The following is a 24354-nucleotide window of genomic DNA, read 5'->3' as shown; positions in this document are numbered from 1 at the left end:
GTTTTGATATGCATCGTCATTCCCGTCTTATGGACACAGCAGCGAGCGCAGCCCGGCCGCTTTGTTGTCAATCTCCTGCCACTCCTCCTGCGCATCGGAGCCGCTGACGATCCCCGCCCCGGCATACAGTCGCAGAGTGTCGTTGTCCACTTTCGCCGAACGCAGCGCCACGCAAAACTCGCTTTGCGCCAGCGACAGATATCCGGCGGAGCCGGCGTACCATTCACGGGAAAAAGGTTCATGGCGCTGAATGAATGCCAGCGCCGCCCGCCGCGGCAGGCCGGCCACCGCGGCGGTGGGCTGGAGCTGCAGCAGACAGCGGCTGTCGTCAGGCTCCGCCAGCTCGGTCCAGATGCAGCGTCGGAGATGCTGCACTTTGCGCAGCCTCACCACCTGCGGCGGCAGAACGTCCAGCGTCGAGGCCTCACTCTGCAGGCGCTGGCAGATATCCTCCACCACCAGCATGTTTTCCCGCTGATTTTTGTCGTCTTTCATCAACCAGTCGGCCAGCTGCTGCGCCTTCGCGTCATCCTGATGATTAGCGACGGTGCCCGCCAGCGCTTCGGTGCGCAGCAGCGCGCCGCGCCGGCGCCACAGCCGCTCCGGCGTGGAGCCGAAAAACGCCTGCCGGGCATTGAATGCCATCAGGAAATGAAAACAGTTAAGATTGCGGCTGCGGCTGGCGGCCATGATGCTCACGGCATCCAGCGGGGCGGCAAACTGCAGGTCGGTTGCCCGCGCCAACACCACTTTATCCATGTCGCCGGCGGCGATGGCCTGCGTCGCCTGGTCTATCATTGCCTGCCACTGGGGATAATCGGAGGAGTGGCGCTCGCTCAGCAGCGGCGGCACGCCGCCAGGGGTCGCCTGGGCGGTGGTCAGACTGGCGAGAAAATCACCCGCCGTCACGGCATCGTCGCGCAGGGAGAGGTCGCTGTGCAGCACCAGCCGCATCACGGCCCTGCCGCCGCACCGACGCCACTCCAGACGCGGCAGCACCAGCCGGCCCTGCTGCGGGGCAAACGCATTCAGGCCGCAGATGCGCAGATCCTGCCGCCCGGCCTGGTGTAAAAAGCGGTTTGCGGCGTCGAGCGAGGGAAAGCTTTTTACCGCCCCCAGCGCCGCTAGCTCCTCGTCGCCATTGCGCTGCTGCCAGTAGAACTGCGGCCACTGCGGCTGCTGGCCGCACCATAGCAGCGGATCGAAGGCATCATTCAGCGGAAAGGCAATATCGATAATTCGCGTGCCGGGTGAGTCAGGAAAGGGCTCACTCAGGCCGTCACGTATACGGGCCAGCGCAGTGGAAACAGACAGCACGCAAACCTCCACGGTAGTAAAACCCCACATTATAAGGGGTTCAACGGCGGAATAGCAGTACCCATGACGAGGGAGCGGGTTTTAACTCCCCCGCTCGCCGGCCCGGAACAAGGTTGGGACGCGAGTGTTCAGGGGTCAGAGAGCGCGGCTTTCCCGCGCCATGCCGATGTGCGGAATGCCGTCCTCATCATAGACCTCAGTCACTGGCGTAAAACCGAAGTGGGCGTAAAAGGCTTGCAGATGCGCCTGCGCCCCGAGGTAAATCGCCTTTTGCGGCCAGTGCCGCTGACAGCTGGCCAGCGCCTGCGCCATCAGCTGATGGCCGAGCTTTTCGCCGCGCGCGGCGGGGCTGACGATAACCCGGCCAATCACCACCGGATCGTACGTCTCTTCGCTTTTAAGGATCCGCGCATAGGCCACCAGTTCGCCATCGCGCCAGCCGAGCAGATGGCGATTTTCCCCGACCAAATCATCGCCGTCGACATCCTGATAGGCGCACTGCTGCTCCACGACAAAGACTTCGCTGCGCAGCTTCAGCAGCGCATACAGCTGGGCAACGGTCAGTTCACTATGATGGAGATCCTGCCAGGTCATCATCTGCTGCTCCTTATTGATATACTGATACTTTGCGACTCGCCCTGAGGACACTGGACGATGGAATTAACTTTTTTGGGGACATCCGCCGGGGTGCCGACCCGCACGCGTAATATGACGTCGATAATACTCAATTTGCAACAGCCAACCCGCGCCGAAATGTGGTTGTTTGACTGCGGCGAAGGGACCCAGCATCAATTTCTGCATACGCCCCATCATCCAGGCAAACTGAATAAGATCTTTATTACCCATCTGCACGGCGACCATCTGTTCGGCCTGCCCGGCCTGCTGTGCAGCCGCTCGATGCAGGGGAATTCGCTGCCGCTGACGGTCTACGGACCAAAAGGAATAAAGGAATTCATTGACACCGCGCTGCGCCTCAGCGGTTCGTGGACCGACTATCCCCTGACCATCGTCGAAGTCGGCCCCGGTCAGGTGTTCGACGAAGAGGGCTATCGGGTCACCGCGTTCCCGCTCAGCCATCCGGTGGAGTGCTACGGGTATCGCATTGAGCAGCATGACAAGCCCGGCGCCCTCGACGCCGCCCAGCTGATTGCCGACGGCGTGCCCCCCGGACCGCTGTTTCACCGGCTTAAGCGCGGTGAACAGGTCACGCTGGCGGATGGCCGGACGATCGACGGCAGCCGCTACCTGGGGCCCGCTACGCCGGGTAAAACGCTGGCCATCTTCGGCGATACCGCCCCCTGCCCGCAGGCGCTGGAAATGGCGCGCGGGGCGGATGTGATGGTGCACGAAACCACGCTGGAGCAGGCGATGGCGGAGAAAGCCAATAGCCGCGGCCACTCTTCCAGCCAGCAGACCGCAGCGCTTGCCAAAGAAGCGGGGGTCGGCACGCTAATCGCCACCCACTTTAGCTCACGCTACGATGCCGAAGGCTGCCTGCGGATGCTGGCGGAATGCCGGGAGATTTTCCCGGACACCCTGCTGGCGGAAGACTTTATGGTCTACAGGGTGGCGTAACATTCCGGGCATAAAAAAACCGCCATTCCGGCGGTTTTTTTATTGAGGCAATCAACTTACATCAGCGGCGTCGCCAGCTGCACGATGCTAATCAGCGGCTGCGGCCAGATACCGAGCACCAGCACCAGCAGGGCAGAGATCAGCACCACGATACCGCCCGCGCTGTACTGCCAGTTCGACGGCGCATCACGGTTCAGCTGCTCCGGCGCGCTCAGGTACAAACTCACCGCCACGCGCAGGTAGTAGTAGAGACCGATCGCCGAGCCGACAACCACCGCGGCAACCAGCCACCACAGATGGGCGTGAACACCGACGGCCAGCACGTAGAACTTACCGATAAAGCCGAGAGTCATTGGGATACCGGCCAGGGAGAGCATCATCACCGTCATCACCGCCGACAGGATCGGACGGTGCCAGAACAGACCGCGGTAGGAGAACAGCGAGTCCGCGTCCGGGCCACGGTATGGGCTGGACATCAGGCTGACCACGCCGAACGCGCCGAGGCTGCTGAACAGGTAGCCGGCCAGGTAGACGCCAACGGCTTCCATCGACATTTCGCCGCTTTGCAGGGCGATCAGCGCCACCAGCAGATAGCCGAGGTGGGAGATAGAAGAGTAACCGAGCAGACGTTTGATATTGGTCTGGCTCAGCGCCATCAGGTTACCGAAGATGATAGAGGCGAAGGCGATCAGCCCCAACACCACGCGCACCGCTTCGCTGTTGCCCACCGGCATGTACAGGAACAGACGCATCACCACGCCGAAGATAGCAATCTTGCTGGCGGTCGCCAGGAAGGTGGAGACCGGCGCAGGCGCCCCCTGGTAAACGTCCGGCGTCCACAGGTGGAACGGCACCAGCGACAGCTTAAAGCCAAGACCGACGATCATCAGGCCGAGCCCCGCCAGCAGCAGCGGCTCGTGCAGGGTGTTGTCCGCCAGGCTCTTGCCCAGCGCAAGGAAGGACAGGTTGCCGGAGTTCGCATACACCAGCGCCATACCGAACAGCAGGAAAGAGGAGGCTGCCGCGGAGAGGATGGTGTATTTGATGCTCGCTTCCAGCGAACGCTTCTGGCGGAAGGCGTAGCCGACCAGGCCGAACAGCGGCAAGGAGATCAACTCGATGCCGAGGAACAGCGCCGCCAGATGATTCGCACCGGCCAGCAGAATGCCGCCCAGGGCGGCAATCAACACCAGCAGGTAGAACTCTTCTTTGTTGTCCTTGTAACCCTCAAGCCACGGGTAGGCGAAAGTACAGGTCGCGAGGCTCGCCAGCAGCACCAGCCCGGTATAGAGCATGGCGTAGCCGTCAACGCGGATCAGCGGCGTGACGTCCATCGCCCCGTTCTGGCCGACGAACCAGAGCGAGACCAGCGCGGCGTTAAGCCCGAGAACCGACAGCGTGGCATTGAGAAAATGATTGCGTCGCCACGCAATGGAGAGCATCACAACCACCACCGTCAAGCCGACGATCAGCAGCGGTAGCAGTGCGATCAGTTGTTGTGGAGTTATTGTCATGGCGAATTACGGCCTTGTAGTAGAAACAGAATTAACAAACCACTGCTGAATGTTGCTCATCGCAGCATGCGAGGTGTCGAGGATCGGCTGCGGGAAGAAGCCCAACAGCACCAGCAGCACCACCAGCAGCAGGATGATAGACAGTTCACGCAGGGACATCCCCGGCAGCGCTTTCGCCGCGATTTCGCTTTTCGCTTTACCGAAATAAGCGCGATGCAGCATCGACAGCGAGTAAACGGACGCGAATACCAGACCAAAGGTCGAGATCACGGTGATCACCGGCACCACTTTATAGCTGCCGAACAGGATCATAAATTCGCCGACGAAGTTACCCGTGCCCGGCATCCCCAGGGTGGCGACGGCGAAGAACATCGACATCGCCGGCAGCCATTTGATTTTGCTCCACAGACCGCCCATCTGACGCATGTCACGGGTATGCAGACGTTCGTACAGCTGGCCGCAGAGAATAAACAGACCCGCCGCGGAGAGACCGTGAGCAATCATCTGGATCACCGCCCCCTGATACGCCAGCTGGCTGCCGGTGTAGATAGCAATCAGCACGAAGCCCATGTGGGACACGGAGGTGTAGGCGATAAGACGTTTGATATCCGTCTGCGCAAAGGCCATCCACGCGCCGTAGAAGATCCCGATCACGCCCAGCCACATCGCGATGGGCGCAAACTCGGCGGAGGCGTTCGGGAACAGCGGCAGCGCAAAGCGCAGCAGACCGTAGGCCGCGGTTTTCAGCAGGATCCCCGCGAGGTCGACGGAACCGGCGGTCGGCGCCTGGGAGTGGGCGTCCGGCAGCCAGCCGTGCAGCGGCACCACCGGCATTTTCACCGCGAAGGCGATGAAGAAGCCGAGCATCAGCAGGTATTCCACGCCGTGGGACATCGGGGTTTTCAACAGCTCTTCATAGTTGAAAGTCCACACGCCGGTGGCGTTGAAGTGGACGAATGCCAGCGCCAGAATGGCGATCAGCATCACCAGGCCGCTCGCCTGGGTGTAGATGAAGAACTTGGTGGCCGCCGTGATACGCGTTTTACCGTCAGAGGCTTTGTGGCCCCACAGCGCGATCAGGAAGTACATCGGCACCAACATCATTTCCCAGAAGAAGAAGAACAGGAACATGTCGATGGCGAGGAACACGCCGATGACGCCGCCCAGGATCCACATCAGGTTGAGGTGGAAGAATCCCTGGTATTTTTCGATTTCGCGCCAGGAACAGAGCACCGCCAGCACGCCGAGCAGGCCGGTCAACACCACCATCAGCAGCGACAGGCCGTCGATCGCCAGATGAATGCTAATGCCGAAGCGTGGGATCCACGGCAGCACGAACTCAGACTGCCACTGCGGAATACCCGCGGATTGCGTCAGAGAATAGCCGCCCTGCATCCACAGCTGCAGGCCAAGCGCCAGCGTCAGTCCCATAGTAATCAGCGCGATCCAGCGCGGCACTTTCACGCCAAAGCGTTCGGTCTGCCAGCACAGGAAGCCGCCGATAAAGGGGATTAATATCAACCAAGGCAATAACATGGTGATTTTTATTCCTTATTTAAGTCCGGTTCAGGCTATCTTACTCGTCATAGCGAACTCCGGCTGTGCTCACAATCCTCACGTACTTTAATACGCTCCGGTTGCTCCGCGCAGGCGGCGTCCACGTTGACTTCGTCGATAATGCCTGTCCTTTACGACCTGATTTTCAACGAATTCTCACAGAAAATTCACTTCGGTTTGAGGCTTGTTTTGTCGGGTGGCGCTAACGCTTACCCGACCTACGGTCCCGTAGGCCCGGCAAGCAGCGCGCCGCCGGGCAACACAATGGTTCTCAAACTCAACGCAATACCATCAGCAGCGCCAGCACCACCACCGCGCCGATGCTCATTGACGCCACATACCAGCGCAGATAGCCGTTCTCGCTCACCAGCAGGCCTTTACCTGCGAAGCGGGAGAGGATCGCCGGGATGTTCATCAATGCGTTCAGCGGATCGCTCTTCAGCAGCCAGGCAATGCCGAGGAATGGCTTAACGAAGACTTTGTCGTATAACCAGTCGAAGCCCCAGGCATGGAACCACCAGGTACCGAAGAAGCGGCCAGGCGCACTGTTGGCGATAGAGGTCACCAGGGTGCGTTTGCCCAGCCACAGCCATGCGGCGATCAGGATGCCGGCAATGGCGATGATCCCGGAGGCAATCTCCAGCGTCATCACGTTGCCGTGCGCCAGTTCAGTGGTCTGCGGCAGGACGCCTTCCAGCGGCGGCACGATCAGCGCGCCAACGAAGGTGGACAGCACCAGCAGCACAATCAGCGGCAGATGATGGGTGATCCCCTTCCCTGCGTGCGCGTGAATTTGCTCTTTACCGTGGAACACGATGAAAATCATGCGGAAGGTGTACAGCGAGGTCATAAAGGCGCCGACCAGGCCCGCCACCATCAGGTTGATATGGCCGTTGGCCATCGCCCCCGCCAGAATCTCATCCTTACTGAAGAAGCCTGCGGTAATGAGCGGCAGAGCGGACAGCGCCGCGCCCCCCACCAGGAAGCAGACGTACACCAGCGGAATAGATTTGCGCAAGCCGCCCATCTTGAAGATGTTCTGTTCGTGATGGCAGGCGAGAATCACCGAACCCGACGACAGGAACAGCAGCGCTTTAAAGAACGCGTGGGTCATCAGATGGAAAATCGCCGCATCCCATGCCTGCACGCCCAGCGCGAGGAACATGTAGCCAATCTGGCTCATGGTGGAGTAAGCGAGAACGCGTTTGATGTCGGTCTGCACCAGCGCGGCGAAGCCCGCCAGCACCAGCGTTACCGCCCCGACGATCCCGACCAGATGCAGCACTTCCGGCGTCATCAGGAACAGACCGTGGGTACGGGCGATCAGGTAGACGCCCGCGGTAACCATGGTGGCGGCGTGGATCAGCGCGGAGACTGGCGTCGGACCCGCCATCGCATCGGCAAGCCACGTTTGCAGCGGCAGCTGGGCGGATTTACCGACCGCGCCGCCGAGCAGCATCAGCGTCGCCCACTGCAGCGTGGTGCTGCCGTTAGCGAAGTGCTGCGGCGCCAGCTCAACCATTTCGCGGAAGTTGAGGGTACCCAGTTCGTTATAAAGAATGAACAGCGCGAAGGCGAGGAACACGTCGCCGACGCGGGTCACCACAAACGCTTTCATCGCTGCGGCACCGTTCTTCGGATCGGTGTAGTAGAAACCGATCAGCAGGTAAGAGCAGAGCCCCACCCCTTCCCAACCCAGGTACATCAGCAGCAGGTTATCGGCCAGTACCAGAACCACCATGCTGGCGATAAACAGGTTGGTGTAGGCGAAGAAGCGGGAATAGCCCTCTTCACCGCGCATATACCAGGAGGCGAACATATGGATCAGGAAGCCGACGCCGGTCACCACGGAGAGCATGGTCAGCGACAGGCCGTCCAGCACCAGGTTGAAGCCGATGTTGAAATCCCCAACCGACATCCAGGTCCACAGCGGCACGCTGACCGCCTGTTTGCCGTTAGCGAAAAAGTCAACGCCGACGTAGGCGGTGACCAGCGCCGCCAGGCCTACCGAGCCCATGCCAACGGTGGCGGAAAGGTTTTCCGACCAGCGCCCGCGGGAAAAGGCCAGCAGCACAAAGCCAATCAATGGCAAAAGAATGGTTAAGGCAAGCATGTTCATCCACGCAACTCACTTACTGAATCGATGTTCAGGTTCTGGCGGCGACGATGGAGCTGCAGCAGCAGCGCCAGACCGATACTCGCTTCCGCAGCCGCGAGGCTGATAGCGAGGATATACATAATCTGACCATCAGTCTGGCCCCAGTAGCTGCCCGCCACCACAAAGGCCAGCGCGGCGGCGTTAATCATGATTTCCAGGCTGATCAACATAAACAGCAGATTGCGGCGGATCACCAGCCCCGTCAGACCAAGCACAAACAGGATGGCCGCGAGGATCAGTCCATGTGTTAAGGGGATCATGCGTGTTCCTCCGTTTTTCTTTTGTCGCTGTCGTTCACGCGGTTGCTCAGCACCTCGCCGGCGCGCTCTTCGCGGCCAATATGGAAGGCGACCACCAGGCCCGCCAGCAGCAGCATGGAGGCCAGCTCCACCGCCAGGACGTACGGCCCAAACAGCGCAATACCCACTTCTTTGGCGTTGATCGCCGCGCCGTCGATACCCTGGTCGTTAATCCCCAGGATAGCGTAAACGATAACCACCAGCAGCACCGCGGAGAGGATGGCCGGGCCAATCCAGATCCCCGGCTGCAGCCATTTGCGTTCCTGTTCGATTTCGCTGCCGCCCAGGTTGAGCATCATCACCACGAAGACGAACAGCACCATAATGGCCCCGGCGTAAACGATAATCTCCAGCGCCCCGGCGAAGTAAGCGCCCAGCGAGAAGAACACCCCGGCAATCGCTAACAGCGAAATGATCAGGTACAGCAGCGCATGCACCGGATTGGTGTGGGTGACGACCCGCAAGGTTGCGAGGATGGCGATCAGGCCACAGATATAAAAAGCGAATTCCATTGCCCTCTCCTTACGGTAACAGGCTCTTGACGTCGATCGGCTTAGCTTCGTTTTCCGCTTCGCCCTTATCTTTGCCGTCGATTGCCATACCCGCCATCCGGTAGAAGTTATATTCCGGGTATTTGCCCGGACCGGAAATCAGCAGATCCTCTTTTTCGTACACCAGATCCTGACGCTTGTATTCACCCAGCTCAAAGTCCGGGGTCAACTGGATCGCCGTGGTCGGGCACGCTTCTTCGCACAGACCGCAGAAGATGCAGCGTGAGAAGTTGATGCGGAAGAACTCAGGGTACCAGCGGCCGTCTACCGTCTCTGCTTTCTGCAGCGAAATACAGCCCACCGGGCAAGCTACCGCACACAGGTTACAGGCAACGCAGCGCTCTGCACCGTCCGGATCGCGCGTCAGCACGATCCTGCCGCGATAGCGCGGCGGCAGATAGACCGGCTCTTCCGGGTACATCCGGGTTTCACGTTTGGCGAAGGCATGCAGGCCAATCATCCAGATACTCCGGACCTGGGTGCCGAACCCCACCAATAATTCTTTTAAGGTCATGTTCAATTCACCCCTTATTGCGCCTGCCAGAGAATGACAGCCGCCGTTACCAACAAGTTGACCAGCGTTAACGGCAGGCATACCTTCCAGCCAAAGGACATTACCTGGTCATAGCGCGGACGCGGTAATGATGCGCGGATCAAAATGAACATCATCATGAAGAACGCGGTTTTCAGCGCGAACCAGATGAAAGGAGGTAACCACGGGCCATTCCAGCCGCCGAAGAACAGCGTGACGATCAGCGCTGAAACGGTGACGATACCGATGTATTCACCGACGAAGAACAGACCGAACTTCATGCCGGAATATTCAATGTGGTAACCATCGGCCAGCTCCTGCTCCGCTTCCGGCTGGTCGAACGGGTGACGGTGACACACCGCCACGCCGGCGATGGCGAACGTCACGAAGCCGAAGAACTGCGGAATAACGTTCCACAGATGCGCCTGGTTGTTGACGATCTCGGTCATGTTGAATGACCCCGCCTGCGCCACCACGCCCATCAGGGAGAGGCCGAGGAACACTTCGTAGCTCAGGGTCTGCGCGGAAGCACGCATCGCCCCCAGCAGGGAGTATTTGTTGTTGCTCGACCAACCGGCGAACAGCACCGCGTACACCGCCAGGCCTGCCATCATCAGGAAGAACAGGATCCCGATGTTCAGATCGGCCACCACCCACGTCGGGCTGACCGGCACAATGGCGAAGGCCAGCAGCAGCGAAGTAAAGGCGATCACCGGCGCCAGAGTAAAGATCACGCGATCCGAGAAGCGCGGAACCCAGTCCTCTTTAAAGAACATTTTGATCATGTCGGCGACCAGCTGCAGCGAACCGCCCCAGCCCACCCGGTTTGGCCCGTAGCGGTTCTGGAACAGACCGAGCAGACGACGCTCGCCGAAGCTCATGAACGCGCCGCAGGTGACCACCACCAGCAGAATGACCACGGCCTTCAGGATGCTTAACAGAATGTCGATAAGATCCGGCGTTAACCAGCTCATGCTTTCGCCTCCTGCAGTGAATCAATACGCGATCCGGTCAGTACCGGCGCAATGCCCGGCATGCCCATCGGTAAGCCAACCTGTCCTGCGGTCAGACCTTCAGAGATAACCAGCGGCAGACGCAGGGTCTGGCCTTCCACGCTAAAGGAGAGCATCGCCCCGGCGTTGACGCCAAGCTTCGCGGCATCCGCCGGGTTCAGCTTGATGTACGGCTCAGGCATCCGGCTCTGGAACACCGGCGCGCGCTGCGACAGCTCATCGCTGCCAAACAGGTGGTAGTACGGCGCGATACGCCATTTCCCGTCTTCAGCCTGGAAGCTGGCCGGCACCGCCGTGAAGTATTCCAGCCCGCTGGCGGACGCTTCAAACAGACGGACGCCCGGATCGCCGTGGCGCAGTTTCCCGCCCACTTCATCCTGGAACTTGTTCCATGCCTGCGGGGAGTTCCAGCCCGGCGCCCAGGCGAACGGGATCTGCGAACGCGGGGCGGACGGCTGGTTGTTCCCTTCCATGGAGAAGGCGAACATGGTGTCTTTATCCTGCGGCTGACGCGGTTCATGCACGCTGATGTTGGCGCGCATCGCCGTGCGGCCGCTGTAGCGGTGCGGTTCACGCGCCAGCTTCTGACCGCGAATGCGGAAGGTCGCATCCGGCGCGGCGTCTTTAATGCCCGCCAGCTGCGGCAGGGCGGCAATCGCGGCATCGATGACGTGGTCCAGCTGCGTCCAGTCAACCTGACGGTTGTTAACGGTGCTGTGCAGGGAATGCAGCCAGCGCCAGCTTTCCAGCATGACGGTTTTCGCGTCGTAGTAGGCCGGGTCGTAGACCTGGAAGAAGCGCTGAGCGCGGCCTTCGTTGTTGACCACGGTACCGTCGCTTTCCGCAAAGCTTGCCGCGGAGAGCACCAGGTGCGCTTTGTCCATAATCGCCGTGCGCTGATGGTCAACCACCATCACCAGCGGCGCTTTGGAGAGCGCTGCGTCGACGCGGGCGGCGGAAGCATGACGGTGAAGGTCGTTTTCCAGCACGATGACCGCGTCTGCGGCGCCGCTTTCCAGTTCGTCCAGCGCCTCTTCAAGAGAACCGCCGCCGATCATACCCAGACCGACGCTATTCACCGCGCGGGCAACCATCGTCACGCCGACGTCGGCGCCGCGGCCTTTCAGGGCTTTCGCCACGTTAGCGGCGGCCTGGATGATCTCCATGCTGCCGGCATTGGTCCCGGAAATAATCAGTGGTTTTTTCGCCCCGGCCAGCGCCTGGACGATGACATCGACTTTACCCTGCAGTTCGCGGCTCAGGCCGTCAACCGCCGGCGCGCTGTCGTCCAGCGCATGGGCGATGGCGAAGCCGAGACGCGCCTGATCTTCCACCGGCGCGCGGTAGGTCCACGCGGCGATGTCATCCAGGCGGGTGTCATCGATGTTGGTGACGAATAGCGGGTGTTTGGCGCGCTGGCCGATGTTGAGGATCGCGGCAATCTGCCAGTCGGCCACTTTCTGTGCCGCCGCCATTTCGCGTGCTTTCCCTTTCACCGCCTGACGCACCGCCAGCGCGACGCGCGCGCCGGTCTGGGTAATGTCTTCGCCCAGCACCAGTACCGCGTCGTAGGATTCGATATCGCGCAGGCTTGGGGTGTGGATCCCACCTTCGCGCAGCACTTTCAGCATCATCTGCAGGCGCGCTTGTTCGCCTTTGGCGATGCCGGTATAGAAGTTGTCGGCGCCCACCAGTTCGCGCAGCGCGAAGTTGCTTTCAATGCTGGCGCGCGGGGAGCCGATGCCGATCACTTTCTTCGACTGGCGCAGAATATCCGCCGCGCCCTGCATCGCCTGCTCGGCGTTGAGGGTAATCAGATCGTCGCCGCGGCGCTGAACCGGCTGACGCGGACGGTCTTTCAGGTTCACGTAGCCATAGCCGAAACGACCGCGGTCGCAGAGGAAGTAGCGGTTAACGGTCCCGTTATAACGGTTTTCGATACGACGCAGTTCGCCATAGCGTTCGCCCGGACTGATGTTACAGCCGATGGAACACTGCTGGCAGATGCTCGGCGCAAACTGCATGTCCCATTTACGGTTATAGCGCTCGGAGTGGGTTTTATCGGTGAAGACGCCGGTCGGGCAGACTTCCACCAGGTTGCCGGAGAATTCACTCTCCAGGGTGCCATCTTCCGGGCGGCCGAAGTAGACGTTGTCGTGGGCGCCATAGACGCCCAGATCGGTGCCGTCGGCATAATCTTTGTAGTAGCGCACGCAGCGGTAGCAGGCGATGCAGCGGTTCATTTCATGAGAAATAAACGGCCCCAGATCCTGATTGCGGTGGGTACGCTTGGTAAAACGATAGCGGCGGAAGCTATGGCCGGTCATCACCGTCATATCCTGCAGGTGGCAGTTGCCGCCCTCTTCGCAGACCGGGCAGTCGTGCGGGTGGTTGGTCATCAGCCACTCCACCACGCTTTCGCGGAACTGCTTCGCTTCGCCATCGTCGATAGAAATAAAGGTGCCGTCGGATGCCGGAGTCATACAGGACATCACCAGGCGACCACGCGTGTCTTCCGCGTTCTGATATTGCTTCACCGCACACTGGCGGCAAGCACCGACGCTCCCTAGCGCCGGGTGCCAGCAAAAGTAGGGAATATCAAGCCCAAGAGAGAGACAAGCCTCCAGCAGGTTGTCCGCTCCGTTGACCTCGTATTCTTTGCCGTCTACATGAATCGTAGCCATTAGCGTGCTTCCAAAAATAAAAAAACCTTTAGATTACCAGCGCGTCTTAAGCAGGTTCGGCTGAATCCCGTTGATTGCATGGGTATTGCTGAACTGCTGCTTAATGCCAGCCTCGAATTCTTCGCGGAAATATTTAATCGCGCTCTGCAGCGGCTCAACCGCGCCCGGCGCGTGCGCGCAGAAGGTTTTACCCGGGCCCAGGAATCGACACAGTTGCTCAAGGGTTTCGATATCGCCAGGCTGGCCTTCGCCGCGCTCCAGGGCGCGCAGGATCTTCACGCTCCACGGCAGCCCATCACGGCACGGCGTACACCAGCCGCAGGACTCGCGGGCGAAGAACTCTTCGAGGTTGCGCACCAGCGAGACCATGTTGATCTCGTGGTCAACGGCCATCGCCAGCGAGGTGCCCAGACGGCTGCCCGCTTTACCAATGCTTTCGAACTCCATCGGCAGATCGAGGTGCGCTTCGGTGAGGAAGTCGGTCCCTGCCCCACCCGGCTGCCAGGCTTTAAACTTCAGGCCATCGCGCATGCCGCCGGCGTAATCCTCCAGGATCTCGCGGGCAGTGGTGCCGAACGGCAGCTCCCAGACGCCCGGGTTCTTCACGCGGCCGGAGAAGCCCATCAGCTTGGTGCCGGCATCTTTACTGGTGGAGATGTTCTGGTACCACTCAACGCCGTTGGCCAAAATCGCCGGCACGTTGCACAGGGTTTCCACGTTGTTGACGCAGGTCGGCTTACCCCACACGCCGGAGCTCGCCGGGAACGGCGGCTTGGAGCGCGGGTTAGCGCGGCGACCTTCCAGGGAGTTAATCAGCGCCGTCTCTTCGCCGCAGATATAGCGCCCTGCCCCGGTGTGGACAAACAGCTCGAAGTCAAAACCGGTGCCGAGGATGTTTTTCCCCAGCAGGCCCGCCTCGGTGGCTTCGGCAATCGCGCGGCGCAGATGCTGGGCCGCTTCGATATACTCTCCGCGCAGGAAGATGTAGCCGCGCCAGGCCTTCAGCGCAAACGCGGAGATCAGCATGCCTTCCACCAGCAGGTGCGGCAGCTGCTCCATCAGCAGGCGGTCTTTATAGGTGCCCGGCTCCATTTCATCGGCGTTACACAGCAGGTAACGGATGTTCATGGACTCGTCTTTCGGCATCAGGCTCCACTTCAGACCGGTGGAGAAGCCCGCGCCGCCGCGCCCTTTCAGGCCAGCGTCTTTTACCGCCGTGACGATCTCGTCCGGCGCCATGCCGGTCAGCGCTTTTCGCGCCCCTTCATAGCCATTTTTGCTGCGATACTCGTCCAGCCAGACCGGCTGCTTGTCGTCGCGCAGGCGCCAGGTGAGCGGATGCGTTTCCGCAGTACGAATTACGGTTTTCATTTGTACTGCTCCAGAAGGTCAGGAATTGCCTCCGGCGTCAGATGGCTGTGAGTGTCCTCATCAATCATCATGGTCGGTCCCTTGTCGCAGTTGCCAAGGCAGCAGGTCGGCAGCAGGGTAAAGCGGCCATCAAAGGTGGTCTGCCCTGGCTTGATGTTCAGCTTCTTCTCGATGGCGGCCTGAATCCCCTGATAGCCGGTAATGTGGCACACCACGCTGTCGCAGTAGCGGATCACGTGACGGCCAACCGGCTGGCGGAAAATCTGGCTGTAGAACGTCGCCACGCCTTCGACGTCGCTGGCCGGGATGCCCAGCACATCGGCAATAGCGTAGATCGCGCCATCCGGCACCCAGCCGCGCTGTTTCTGAACAATTTTCAGCGCTTCGATGGACGCCGCACGCGGGTCTTCGTAGTGGTGCTTCTCGTGCTCAATAGCCTCACGCTCTGCCGCACTCAGCTCAAAAGCCTCGGTTTGTGGTTGTTGATTCTCGTGCATAATTAGCGGTCCACGTCTGACATAACAAAATCGATACTACCCAGATAGACGATCAGGTCGGATACCAGGCTGCCGCGGATCGCCGACGGGATCTGCTGCAGGTGCGCAAAGCTCGGCGTGCGGACGCGGGTACGGTAGCTCATGGTGCTGCCGTCGCTGGTCAGGTAGTAACTGTTAATCCCCTTGGTCGCCTCAATCATCTGGAAGGATTCGTTGGCCGGCATGACCGGGCCCCACGATACCTGCAGGAAGTGGGTGATCAGGGTTTCGATATGCTGCAGCGTGCGCTCTTTCGGCGGCGGCGTGGTCAGCGGGTGATCCGCTTTGAACGGCCCTTCCGGCATATTGTCGAGGCACTGCTGAAGAATGCGCAGGCTCTGGCGCAGCTCTTCGACTTTCAGCATCACGCGGGTGTAGCAGTCAGAGACGCCGCCCCCGGTCGGGACTTCGAAGTCGAAGTTTTCATAGCCAGAATAAGGACGCCATTTACGCACGTCGAAGCCGATACCGGTGGCGCGCAGGCCTGCGCCGGTGGTGCCCCACTCCAGCGCCTCTTTAGCGGTATAGGCTGCCACGCCGACGGAACGGCCCTTCAGAATGGTGTTGCGCAGGGCGGCTTTTTCATAGGAGTCCAGACGCTTCGGCATCCACTCGAGGAACTCACGCAGCAGACGATCCCAGCCGCGCGGCAGATCGTGCGCGACGCCGCCGATGCGGAACCACGCCGGGTGCATACGGAAACCGGTGATCGCTTCCACCAGATCGTAGATTTTCTGCCGATCGGTAAAGGCGAAGAAGACCGGGGTCATCGCGCCGACGTCCTGAATAAAGGTAGAGATATACAGCAGGTGGCTGTTGATGCGGAACAGTTCGGAGAGCATTACGCGGATCACGTTGACGCGATCCGGCACGGTGATCCCGGCCAGTTTTTCCACGGCCAGCACGTACGGCATCTCGTTGACGCAACCGCCAAGGTATTCGATACGGTCGGTGTACGGGATGTAGCTGTGCCAGGACTGGCGCTCGCCCATCTTCTCGGCGCCGCGGTGGTGGTAACCGATGTCCGGCACGCAGTCGACGATCTCTTCGCCATCCAGCTGCAGAATAATGCGGAACGCACCGTGCGCGGAGGGGTGGTTCGGACCGAGGTTGAGGAACATGAAGTCCTCGTTGTCGGTGCCGCGCTTCATGCCCCACTCTTCCGGTTTGAAAGTCAGCGCTTCCATCTCCAGATCCTGCTTGGCTTTGGTCAGCTCAAACGGATCGAATTCGGTGGCGCGCGCCGGGTAGTCTTTACGCAGCGGGTGGCCTTCCCAGGTCGGCGGCATCATGATGCGACGCAGGTTCGGGTGGCCATCGAAGGTAATACCAAACATTTCCCAGGTTTCACGCTCATACCAGTTGGCGTTGGGGAACAGTTTGGTGAAGGTCGGCAGATGCAGATCGTTTTCAGACAGCGCCACCTTGAGCATGATGTCGCGGTTGCGGTCGATGGAAATCAGGTGATAGAAAACGGAAAAATCCGCGGCGGGCAGGCCATCGCGGTGCGTGCGCAGACGTTCGTCCATGCCGTGCAGGTCAAACAGCATCACGTAAGGCTTCGGCAATTTCTTCAGGAAATCACCCACCTCAAGCAGCTGCTCGCGCTTGACCCATACCACCGGTACGCCGGTACGGGTTGGCTGAACGGTAAAGGCATCCGGCCCAAAGCGGTTGCGCAGTTCGCCGATCACCGGGTCATCAAGGTGATCGCGGGTTTGCCAGGCTGGTGCGGCGTCATGCGCGGTTAAATCGGTCATATTGTTCACCATTGCAAAAGGTCCGTGGTGACTGCCGGGCGAGACTTCGCGCTGTTGTAGATTGATTTGCGAAGTGGTTCTCCCGCCCGCAGGCGCAAATTAAATCTCGTCCGGCGTCCGCAGATTGGTCACTGCAATACGTTCGCCGCGTTTACGCTCGCGTTCCGACTGCATATTGGCGCGATAGACGCCCTGATCGCCAACCACCCATGAGAGCGGACGACGTTCTTTACCAATGGACTCCTGCAGCAGCATCAGCGCCTGCATATAGGCCTCCGGACGCGGCGGGCAGCCCGGGATGTACACATCGACCGGAATAAACTTATCCACGCCCTGGACGACGGAATAGATGTCGTACATGCCGCCGGAGTTCGCGCAGGCGCCCATGGAGATCACCCACTTCGGCTCCAGCATCTGATCATAGAGACGCTGAATAACCGGCGCCATTTTGGTGAAGCAGGTTCCGGCGACCACCATCAGGTCCGCCTGACGCGGAGAGGCGCGCAGAACTTCGGCCCCAAAGCGCGCAACGTCATGCACCGCAGTGAATGACGTCACCATTTCCACATAACAGCAAGAAAGGCCGAAGTTATACGGCCAAATTGAGTTCTTACGGCCCCAGTTCACCATGTCATGCAGCGCGTGTTCGAGTTTCCCCATATACACGCTTTTGTTGACTTCCTGCTCCAGGGGGTCGGTAACGATCTCCTGTTTCTGCAGGGGGTAACGGTCGTTCTCACCGTTAGGATCTATGCGGGTGAGCGTATAATCCATCTTATTGCCTCGCTTTTACTGCATATGACGGTTAGTGGGACTGTCTGTTTCCGGGTTAACCAGCGTGCGACGGGAACGCGCAGGCGTCCAGTCCAGTGCGCCGATGCGAACGAGATAAACCAGACCAGCCAGTAGCACTAAAATGAAAATTGCGGCTTCCACAAAGCCGACCCAGCCGCTCTCGCGGATGGAGGTCGACCATGCGTAGAGATACAGGGCTTCCACGTCGAAGATCACGAAGAACATGGCAACCAGATAAAACTTCGCAGAAAGACGTAAGCGGGCCGAACCAACGGAGTCGATCCCCGATTCAAACGGCGTGTTTTTGCTACGCGCGCGCGCGCGACCGCCAAGGTACCAGCCGCCGACGAGCATCAGGCAGCACAGACCGATAGCGATGATGAGAAATATAGCGAATGCCCAGTGATGAGCGATGACTTCAGTGGATGTTGACATACGCATTGCTTAACCAAAAAAGTGTAGCGCCAAAACCCTCTGCTCTTACTGGCAGATGAACGCCACAGCGTTTCACGGGAGGAATAAAAAATAACCGTGCAAAAAAGCGTCCCTGGAAGATGTGAGAAGCCCAGATGCCGTGGCTTTTTACCCCTTTCTTTAACCTTTTGTCAACTTTAACAAAAGTTTTCATAACATTAATTTACATTGGAATCTTTTCATTAACATTAAATGCCCTTTTATGCGAAATAACCTTGCATACTGTTCGGTTTTAGTGTTGTTGAATCGTGTCCGTTTCCGTCGTAAATCAAAAATCCCTGCTATTTTGACAGGATTTAGCCTCGATTCCTCCCCCCAAAGAGGGGTATTTTCTTGATCTGCGACACGGTTTTGTTAATTACCCCAGGAAATCGGCAACAATCCATCCGGTTTTTTAACATTAGCAGGAAGTGTTGAAAGTGCAGGAAAAAGTCGGCAAGGTGAGCGCCTGGTCACGCCAATATGCTGATTTTTCTGCAAAGAAATAAAAAAAAGATTCAAAACATCAATAAGAGTGCAAAAAAAAGAGCCACCAGACGAGAAACCCAGCCCTGAGGCTCTTTTTGGACACTTACATTCTGTTACCAGTTTTTGTGATCTTTGTTAGCAACATAACCTCACAAAATGAAGGTGCTTCCTCCCTCTTCCGGAGTAAGTGCCGGCCCCGCGCGCCAGGGATCGCTCTCCTGGCTCAGAGACTGAAAAATCGCCTGCGGTAGTTCGCTCACCGTCTGCGGATTGCAGCTGACGACGTACCGGGTATCCGGCAGGACCGGCAGGCCATCGCTAATGCCGGCCACGCGCAAATCCGGGCTCATCATTTCGACCGGACGCGCGGTGACCCCCAGCCCGGCTTTCACTGCCGCTTTCACCCCGGAGAGCGACGAGGCGCCGTGGGCCAGATGCCAGGAGACGCGGGCAGCCTCCAGCGCGGCGATGATGTCCTCACGGAACGGGCCAGGCTCTTCGAGCAGGATCAGGGGGATCGACTCCCCTTTCGCCAGCACGTAGTCCGCCGCACAGTACCAGAGGGTAGGCGACGTTCTCAGCGTAAAAGCGGTAAAACCGGGAAGCTGATGGGTGGTTAATGCCAGATCGACCTCTCCCCCGCTCAGCATCGCCATGATGACGGCGTGGGGATGGACTTTAATCTCCAGCGTCATTCTGGGATAGAAGCAGCCGATGCGGTTTAACAGAAACGGCAGGATAGTATCAGCGGTTTCTTCCGACGCGCCGATAGTCAGTCCCCCCTGCAGACTGCCATACATCAGCGACATGCAGGCTTCATCGTTAAAGCGCAGGATTTTGCGGGCATAGCCCAGCAGCTGAATGCCCTGCTCGGTCAGCAGTTTATTGCGTCCGTGACGAGCGAAAAGCTCCTTGCCAACCAGCTGCTCCAGGCGTTGCATTTGCTGGCTGACCGCGGACTGGGTACGGCACACTGCAGCGGCGGCGGCGGCGAAGGTGTTCAAATCAGCGACGGCTACAAAGGTGCGCAGCAGATCGAGATCGAGGTTGAGTATCGGACGTGTTGTATTAATCATCTTTCTTCACTTACAGGTGGCTAACGCTGACCTGCCTTGTTGATGCTTTACGCCAGGTTTCCGGCTATTCCCTGAGCCTTGTGCTCACCGTCAGATGGCGGATAAACAACTGGACGAACGTTATTACATGCCAAAGTACTCATCTGAGCAAATGCGCAGAACACCGGAGTAATATATTGTTCGTATTCCTCATTATTATTAATTACCACGGCCAGCAAGGCGTCATACGTCGCCCCGGGAAATCGCACAGTGGTGGTGAGAAAGCCTCTCTTTCGCCGGACTTCTTTTTGGCGAAAAACGAACAATAAAATCCTGTAATAACAATATATTAGATACCAATTCAGCCGTAAATCATACCGACTACCACTGATATTAACGGCGATATTCTAACCGATTCCCATCCTTTTTATAAGCCTTAATAAGGATTAACTGAGTTAATTTTAAATTTTTTTCAACATTTTATATAAATTAACAAACCTCAGATTATTACCTGTCAAAAATAATAATAATGCGCTTGCGCACAGCTTTTTATTAAAATTACTTAACATCAAGATTACAAATCAACCGCTATTACATTAAGGATAGCGTTTTTTTGCGGCCATCCATTCTTCAGCCCCCCCGTTTACCCGACAAACAAACCAGATAAATGATGGTAAAAAAGGCACTACCTCAACATAGACGACCGAAAAAATGCCCTGAAAAGGCATAAACCACAGGAAAAATCAGCAAGCAACAGATAAATCAATTACACTTAAAATCCTGCGTTAGCAAAATCTTCTCCTGCAAAGCCTTCAAAACAGCGGGGAGGCGGAGTACATTGTTCCGTGCTGACTTCCACGGCAGGGAGTGGCGATAACAGCTAAAAGGTCAAGATTCATGTCCCCCATCGAAAAATCCAGCAAGTTAGAGAACGTCTGTTATGACATCCGCGGCCCGGTTCTGAAAGAAGCGAAACGTCTTGAAGAAGAAGGCAATAAGGTTCTGAAACTGAACATCGGCAACCCGGCGCCCTTCGGCTTCGAAGCCCCTGACGAGATCCTCGTCGACGTCATCCGCAATCTGCCTACCGCCCAGGGTTACTGCGATTCGAAAGGATTGTACTCGGCGCGTAAAGCCATCATGCAGCATTACCAGGCGCGGGGAATGCGCGATGTCACCGTGGAAGATATTTACATCGGCAACGGCGTGTCCGAACTGATTGTCCAGGCGATGCAGGCGCTGTTAAACAGCGGCGATGAGATGCTGGTTCCCGCCCCGGACTACCCGCTGTGGACGGCGGCGGTGTCCCTTTCCAGCGGTAAAGCGGTGCACTATCTGTGTGACGAATCCTCTGACTGGTTCCCGGATCTTGACGATATCCGCGCTAAAATTACGCCTCGCACCCGCGGGATCGTGATCATCAACCCCAACAACCCCACCGGCGCGGTCTATTCCAAAGAGCTGCTGCAGGAGATCGTGGAGATCGCCCGCCAGCACAACCTGATTATTTTCGCCGATGAGATCTACGACAAGATCCTCTACGACGAAGCCCAGCATCACTCCATTGCCGCTCTGGCGCCCGATCTGCTGACGGTGACCTTCAACGGACTGTCGAAAACTTACCGCGTCGCCGGCTTCCGTCAGGGCTGGATGGTGCTGAATGGCCCGAAAAAACATGCGAAAGGCTATATCGAAGGACTGGAAATGCTGGCGTCGATGCGTCTGTGCGCCAACGTGCCGGCCCAGCATGCTATCCAGACGGCGCTGGGCGGCTACCAGAGTATCAGCGAATTCATCATTCCCGGCGGGCGTCTGTATGAACAGCGCAACCGCGCCTGGGAGTTGATCAACGATATTCCGGGCGTCTCCTGCATGAAGCCAAAAGGCGCGCTGTACATGTTCCCGAAAATCGACGCCAAACGCTTCAATATTCACGATGACCAGAAAATGGTGCTCGATTTCCTGCTGCAGGAGAAAGTGCTGCTGGTGCAGGGTACTGCCTTTAACTGGCCGTGGCCGGATCACGTACGCATTGTGACCCTGCCTCGCGAAGACGACCTGGAGATGGCGATCTCCCGCTTCGGCCGCTTCCTCTCCGGCTACCATCAGCTGTAATCGTGCCGCCGCCGGCATTTGCATCCGGCGGCGATCCCTGCGCACAATGGAACCCGATGTTGTCACTGATTAAGGGTTCCTATGAGTCAGAGTCATTTCTTTGCCCACCTCTCCCGTCTGAAACTGATTAACCGCTGGCCGCTGATGCGCAACGTGCGCACTGAAAATGTCTCCGAGCACAGCCTGCAGGTGGCGATGGTCGCCCACGCGCTGGCGGCGATCAAAAACCGCAAATTCGGCGGCCAGGTCAACGCCGAGCGTATCGCCTTGTTAGCGATGTACCATGACGCCTCGGAAGTCTTAACTGGCGATCTCCCTACTCCGGTGAAATATTTCAATTCGCAGATTGCCCAGGAATATAAGGCGATTGAGAAAATCGCCCAGCAGAAGCTGGTGGATATGGTGCCTGACGAGCTGCGCGATATTTTCGAACCGCTGATTGACGAGCATCACTACAGTGAGGAAGAGCAGTCGATCGTCAAACAGGCTGACGCCCTCTGCGCCTACCTGAAATGCCTCGAAGAGCTGTCGGCGGGCAACAACGAATTTCTGCTGGCCAAAGGCCGTCTGGAAAAAACGCTGGCGTCGCGGCGCAGCGCGGAGATGGATTACTTTATGCAGGTGTTTGTCCCGAGCTTCCAGCTGTCGCTGGATGAAATCAGCCAGGATTCGCCGCTGTAATTTTTCAGGCCGGGCAGCGGTCGCCCCCTACCCGGCCGGCATACCTTAAAACGGGAAGAGCACCGGGATCAGCAGGACGCAGACCACCATTACCAGCACGGTAAAGGGCACGCCAATCTTTACAAAGTCGCTGAAGGAATACTTACCCGGGCCAAGCACCAGGGTGTTGACCGGCGAGGAGACCGGGGTCATAAACGCCGCCGAAGCCGCCATCGCCACCACCATGGCAAAGGGATAGGGCGACACGCCCATCGACTTCGCCGCCGCTAAGGCAATAGGCGCCATCAGCACTGCAGTGGCCGTGTTAGAGATAAACAGGCCTATCGCCGCGCACATCACAAACAGGCAGCCGAGCATCAGATAAGGCCCCTCGCCTCCGGCAACGTCCATCAGTCCCTTGACCACCAGATCCACCCCACCGGTTTTCTGCAAGGCCAGGGCAAAAGGCATCATCCCGACAATCAGAATAATGCTCGGCCAGTGGATCGCCTTGTAGGCGCTTTCGGCGTTGATGCAGCGGAATTTGCCCATCAGCAGACAGGCGATGATCGCGGCGATAGGGTTGGGGATTTCATCCGTCAGCATCAGGGCCACCATCAGCACCAGACAGAAAATCGCGTGCGGAGCCTGGCTGTGGGCCGGCGAAGCGTCATCGACCTCAACCGGCATATTGAGCACCACGAAATCCCGACCGCGCTTCGCCAGCAGAGCAATTTGCCGCCAGTTGCCGACCACCAGCAGGATATCGCCGAGTTGCAGCGGCTCATCGACCACGGAACCATCCATCGATTTGCCATCGCGCTTCATGCCGACGATATTGAGACCAAACCGGGTGCGGAAGGCTATCTCACGCACCGTTTTGCCTATCATCTCTGAATCCGGGATCAGCGCCACCTCCGCCATCCCCACATCCAGCGCCTGATCGGCAAAATACTCGCCGCGCAGCACCATCGGCTCGAGCATTTGCTCGCCGCAGAACTGGCGCAGGTCGACATCGGAGGCGGACATATCGATCAGCAGGACGTCGCGGGCGCGAAATTCCGATACCCCGTTGACGTTAACAATCACCCGACGGAACCGCCGCCAGCGCTCAACGCCGATGACGTTGGCACAGTAGCGCTCACGCAGCTTTAAATCATCCAACCGCTGACCGATCATCGGCGAACCGGGTCGGATCGCCAGCCGGCGGGCGCGGCCGGTGAGGTGATATTCGCGAATCAAATCGCGGAAGGTGCTTCTTTTTCGTCCATCGCGCGCGGATTCGCCATTATCCGTCTTCAGCATAAAGCGCACCGCCAGCATATAGACGATGCCCAGGATCAGCACCACCAGGCCAATCGGGGTGACGCTGAAAAAACTGAAGCCGTGCAGCCCTTCGCGCAGCAGTTCGCTGTTGACCACCAGGTTGGGCGGCGTCGCCACCAGGGTCATCATCCCGCTGATAAGCCCGGCGAAGCTCAGCGGCATCATCAGCCGCGAGGGGGAGGTATTCATCCGCGCCGAGACGCTAAGGACCACCGGAATGAAAATGGCGACCACGCCGGTGGAGCTCATAAACGCGCCCAGCCCGGCGACGGTGAGCATCAGGTAGATCAGCATTTTGGTTTCGCTGTTGCCTGCTACGCTCACCAGCCAGGCGCCCATCTTGGTGGCTACCCCGGTACGCACGAGGCCGTCGCCGATAATAAACAGGGCGGCAATCAGGATCACGTTAGGATCGCTGAACCCGGAAAAAGCTTCGGTCAGCGTCAGCGTGCCGCTGAGGACAAAGGCGACAATGACCATCAGGGCGATAGCATCCATGCGCACCTTGCCGGTAGCAAACAGCACAACCGCGATGGCCAGGAGGGATAAAACCCAAATCAATTCACCGTTCACAACGTTTCCTTGTCACAAGTG

The 24354-nt window shown here is 58.5% G+C and carries 20 protein-coding genes; 3 read left to right on the top strand and 17 right to left on the bottom strand.

The genetic code is table 11. From position 1 onward, the window contains the following. Positions 1-27 precede the first annotated feature (27 nt). Positions 28-1317, bottom strand: a complete 1290-nt coding sequence (gene menF, locus ACOI7D_RS07580) for an isochorismate synthase MenF (protein ID WP_109547087.1) — start codon at positions 1315-1317, stop codon at positions 28-30. Positions 1318-1452: 135 nt separating this feature from the next. Then, positions 1453-1914 (bottom strand): GNAT family N-acetyltransferase, encoded by a 462-nt coding sequence (locus ACOI7D_RS07575; RefSeq protein WP_048336241.1) that lies wholly within the window; start codon positions 1912-1914, stop codon positions 1453-1455. Positions 1915-1971: 57 nt separating this feature from the next. Here ACOI7D_RS07575 and rnz point away from each other — a divergent pair, with 57 nt between their 5' ends. After that, positions 1972-2892 carry a ribonuclease Z gene (gene rnz / locus ACOI7D_RS07570; RefSeq protein WP_048336242.1) on the top strand — a complete coding sequence of 307 codons (921 nt, stop codon included), beginning with the start codon at positions 1972-1974 and terminating at the stop codon, positions 2890-2892. 56 nt (positions 2893-2948) lie between these two features. On the opposite strand, the gene nuoN is transcribed toward rnz, so the two are convergent. The 14 genes from nuoN to ACOI7D_RS07500 all read right to left on the bottom strand — a co-directional run bounded on the left by nuoN (position 2949) and on the right by ACOI7D_RS07500 (position 19680). After that, on the bottom strand, positions 2949-4406 hold the full coding sequence (gene nuoN / locus ACOI7D_RS07565; protein WP_004201737.1) for an NADH-quinone oxidoreductase subunit NuoN: 1458 nt from the start codon (positions 4404-4406) through the stop codon (positions 2949-2951). A 6-nt stretch (positions 4407-4412) separates the two neighbouring features. Beyond that, positions 4413-5942 (bottom strand): NADH-quinone oxidoreductase subunit M, encoded by a 1530-nt coding sequence (gene nuoM, locus ACOI7D_RS07560; RefSeq protein WP_048297929.1) that lies wholly within the window; start codon positions 5940-5942, stop codon positions 4413-4415. Positions 5943-6240: 298 nt separating this feature from the next. Further along, on the bottom strand, positions 6241-8082 hold the full coding sequence (nuoL, locus tag ACOI7D_RS07555) for an NADH-quinone oxidoreductase subunit L (RefSeq protein WP_032453592.1): 1842 nt from the start codon (positions 8080-8082) through the stop codon (positions 6241-6243). After that, positions 8079-8381, bottom strand: coding sequence for an NADH-quinone oxidoreductase subunit NuoK (gene nuoK, locus ACOI7D_RS07550; protein ID WP_004865088.1), 303 nt, complete (start codon positions 8379-8381; stop codon positions 8079-8081). Before nuoK ends, nuoL begins: the two co-directional genes overlap by 4 nt. Continuing rightward, positions 8378-8932, bottom strand: coding sequence for an NADH-quinone oxidoreductase subunit J (gene nuoJ, locus ACOI7D_RS07545; protein ID WP_004201743.1), 555 nt, complete (start codon positions 8930-8932; stop codon positions 8378-8380). The genes nuoK and nuoJ overlap by 4 nt, the downstream gene beginning before the upstream one ends. A 10-nt stretch (positions 8933-8942) precedes the next feature. Continuing rightward, positions 8943-9485, bottom strand: a complete 543-nt coding sequence (gene nuoI, locus ACOI7D_RS07540; RefSeq protein ID WP_002913152.1) for an NADH-quinone oxidoreductase subunit NuoI — start codon at positions 9483-9485, stop codon at positions 8943-8945. 14 nt (positions 9486-9499) lie between these two features. Beyond that, a complete protein-coding gene (gene nuoH / locus ACOI7D_RS07535) occupies positions 9500-10477 on the bottom strand; it encodes an NADH-quinone oxidoreductase subunit NuoH (RefSeq protein WP_048297931.1) in 978 nt (325 codons plus the stop codon). Then, entirely contained in the window at positions 10474-13200 is a 2727-nt protein-coding gene (gene nuoG, locus ACOI7D_RS07530) for an NADH-quinone oxidoreductase subunit NuoG (RefSeq protein ID WP_044524268.1), read from the bottom strand. Before nuoG ends, nuoH begins: the two co-directional genes overlap by 4 nt. 33 nt (positions 13201-13233) lie before the next feature. Beyond that, entirely contained in the window at positions 13234-14571 is a 1338-nt protein-coding gene (gene nuoF, locus ACOI7D_RS07525; protein ID WP_060590083.1) for an NADH-quinone oxidoreductase subunit NuoF, read from the bottom strand. Further along, positions 14568-15068 carry an NADH-quinone oxidoreductase subunit NuoE gene (gene nuoE, locus ACOI7D_RS07520; RefSeq protein WP_002913160.1) on the bottom strand — a complete coding sequence of 167 codons (501 nt, stop codon included), beginning with the start codon at positions 15066-15068 and terminating at the stop codon, positions 14568-14570. The genes nuoF and nuoE overlap by 4 nt, the downstream gene beginning before the upstream one ends. 2 nt (positions 15069-15070) lie before the next feature. Further along, positions 15071-16879: an NADH-quinone oxidoreductase subunit C/D gene (gene nuoC / locus ACOI7D_RS07515; protein ID WP_004201746.1), complete on the bottom strand. Its 1809-nt coding sequence runs from the start codon at positions 16877-16879 to the stop codon at positions 15071-15073. A gap of 87 nt (positions 16880-16966) precedes the next feature. After that, positions 16967-17641, bottom strand: a complete 675-nt coding sequence (gene nuoB, locus ACOI7D_RS07510; protein ID WP_002913178.1) for an NADH-quinone oxidoreductase subunit NuoB — start codon at positions 17639-17641, stop codon at positions 16967-16969. Between the two features lie 15 nt (positions 17642-17656). Then, positions 17657-18103, bottom strand: coding sequence for an NADH-quinone oxidoreductase subunit NuoA (gene nuoA / locus ACOI7D_RS07505; protein ID WP_002913181.1), 447 nt, complete (start codon positions 18101-18103; stop codon positions 17657-17659). Positions 18104-18753: 650 nt separating this feature from the next. Further along, on the bottom strand, positions 18754-19680 hold the full coding sequence (locus ACOI7D_RS07500; protein ID WP_032453594.1) for a LysR family transcriptional regulator: 927 nt from the start codon (positions 19678-19680) through the stop codon (positions 18754-18756). Positions 19681-20556: 876 nt separating this feature from the next. Between ACOI7D_RS07500 and alaA the strand changes: the two genes are divergently transcribed. Together alaA and yfbR are read left to right on the top strand one after the other, a co-directional pair. Further along, the gene (gene alaA / locus ACOI7D_RS07495; RefSeq protein ID WP_004201748.1) at positions 20557-21774 is read left to right on the top strand and encodes an alanine transaminase AlaA; all 1218 of its coding nucleotides are present in this window, start codon (positions 20557-20559) and stop codon (positions 21772-21774) included. 81 nt (positions 21775-21855) lie between these two features. After that, entirely contained in the window at positions 21856-22455 is a 600-nt protein-coding gene (gene yfbR / locus ACOI7D_RS07490; protein WP_002913188.1) for a 5'-deoxynucleotidase, read from the top strand. A gap of 45 nt (positions 22456-22500) precedes the next feature. Here the strand turns inward: yfbR and ACOI7D_RS07485 are convergent, their stop codons facing one another. Next, positions 22501-24333, bottom strand: coding sequence for an SLC13 family permease (locus ACOI7D_RS07485; protein ID WP_109547086.1), 1833 nt, complete (start codon positions 24331-24333; stop codon positions 22501-22503). Positions 24334-24354: the final 21 nt, after the last annotated feature.

The sequence above is a fragment of the Klebsiella sp. C360 genome (assembly GCF_048822415.1).
GTDB classification, from domain to species: Bacteria; Pseudomonadota; Gammaproteobacteria; order Enterobacterales; family Enterobacteriaceae; genus Klebsiella; species Klebsiella quasipneumoniae.
This window is presented reverse-complemented; position numbering and strand designations above follow the sequence as displayed.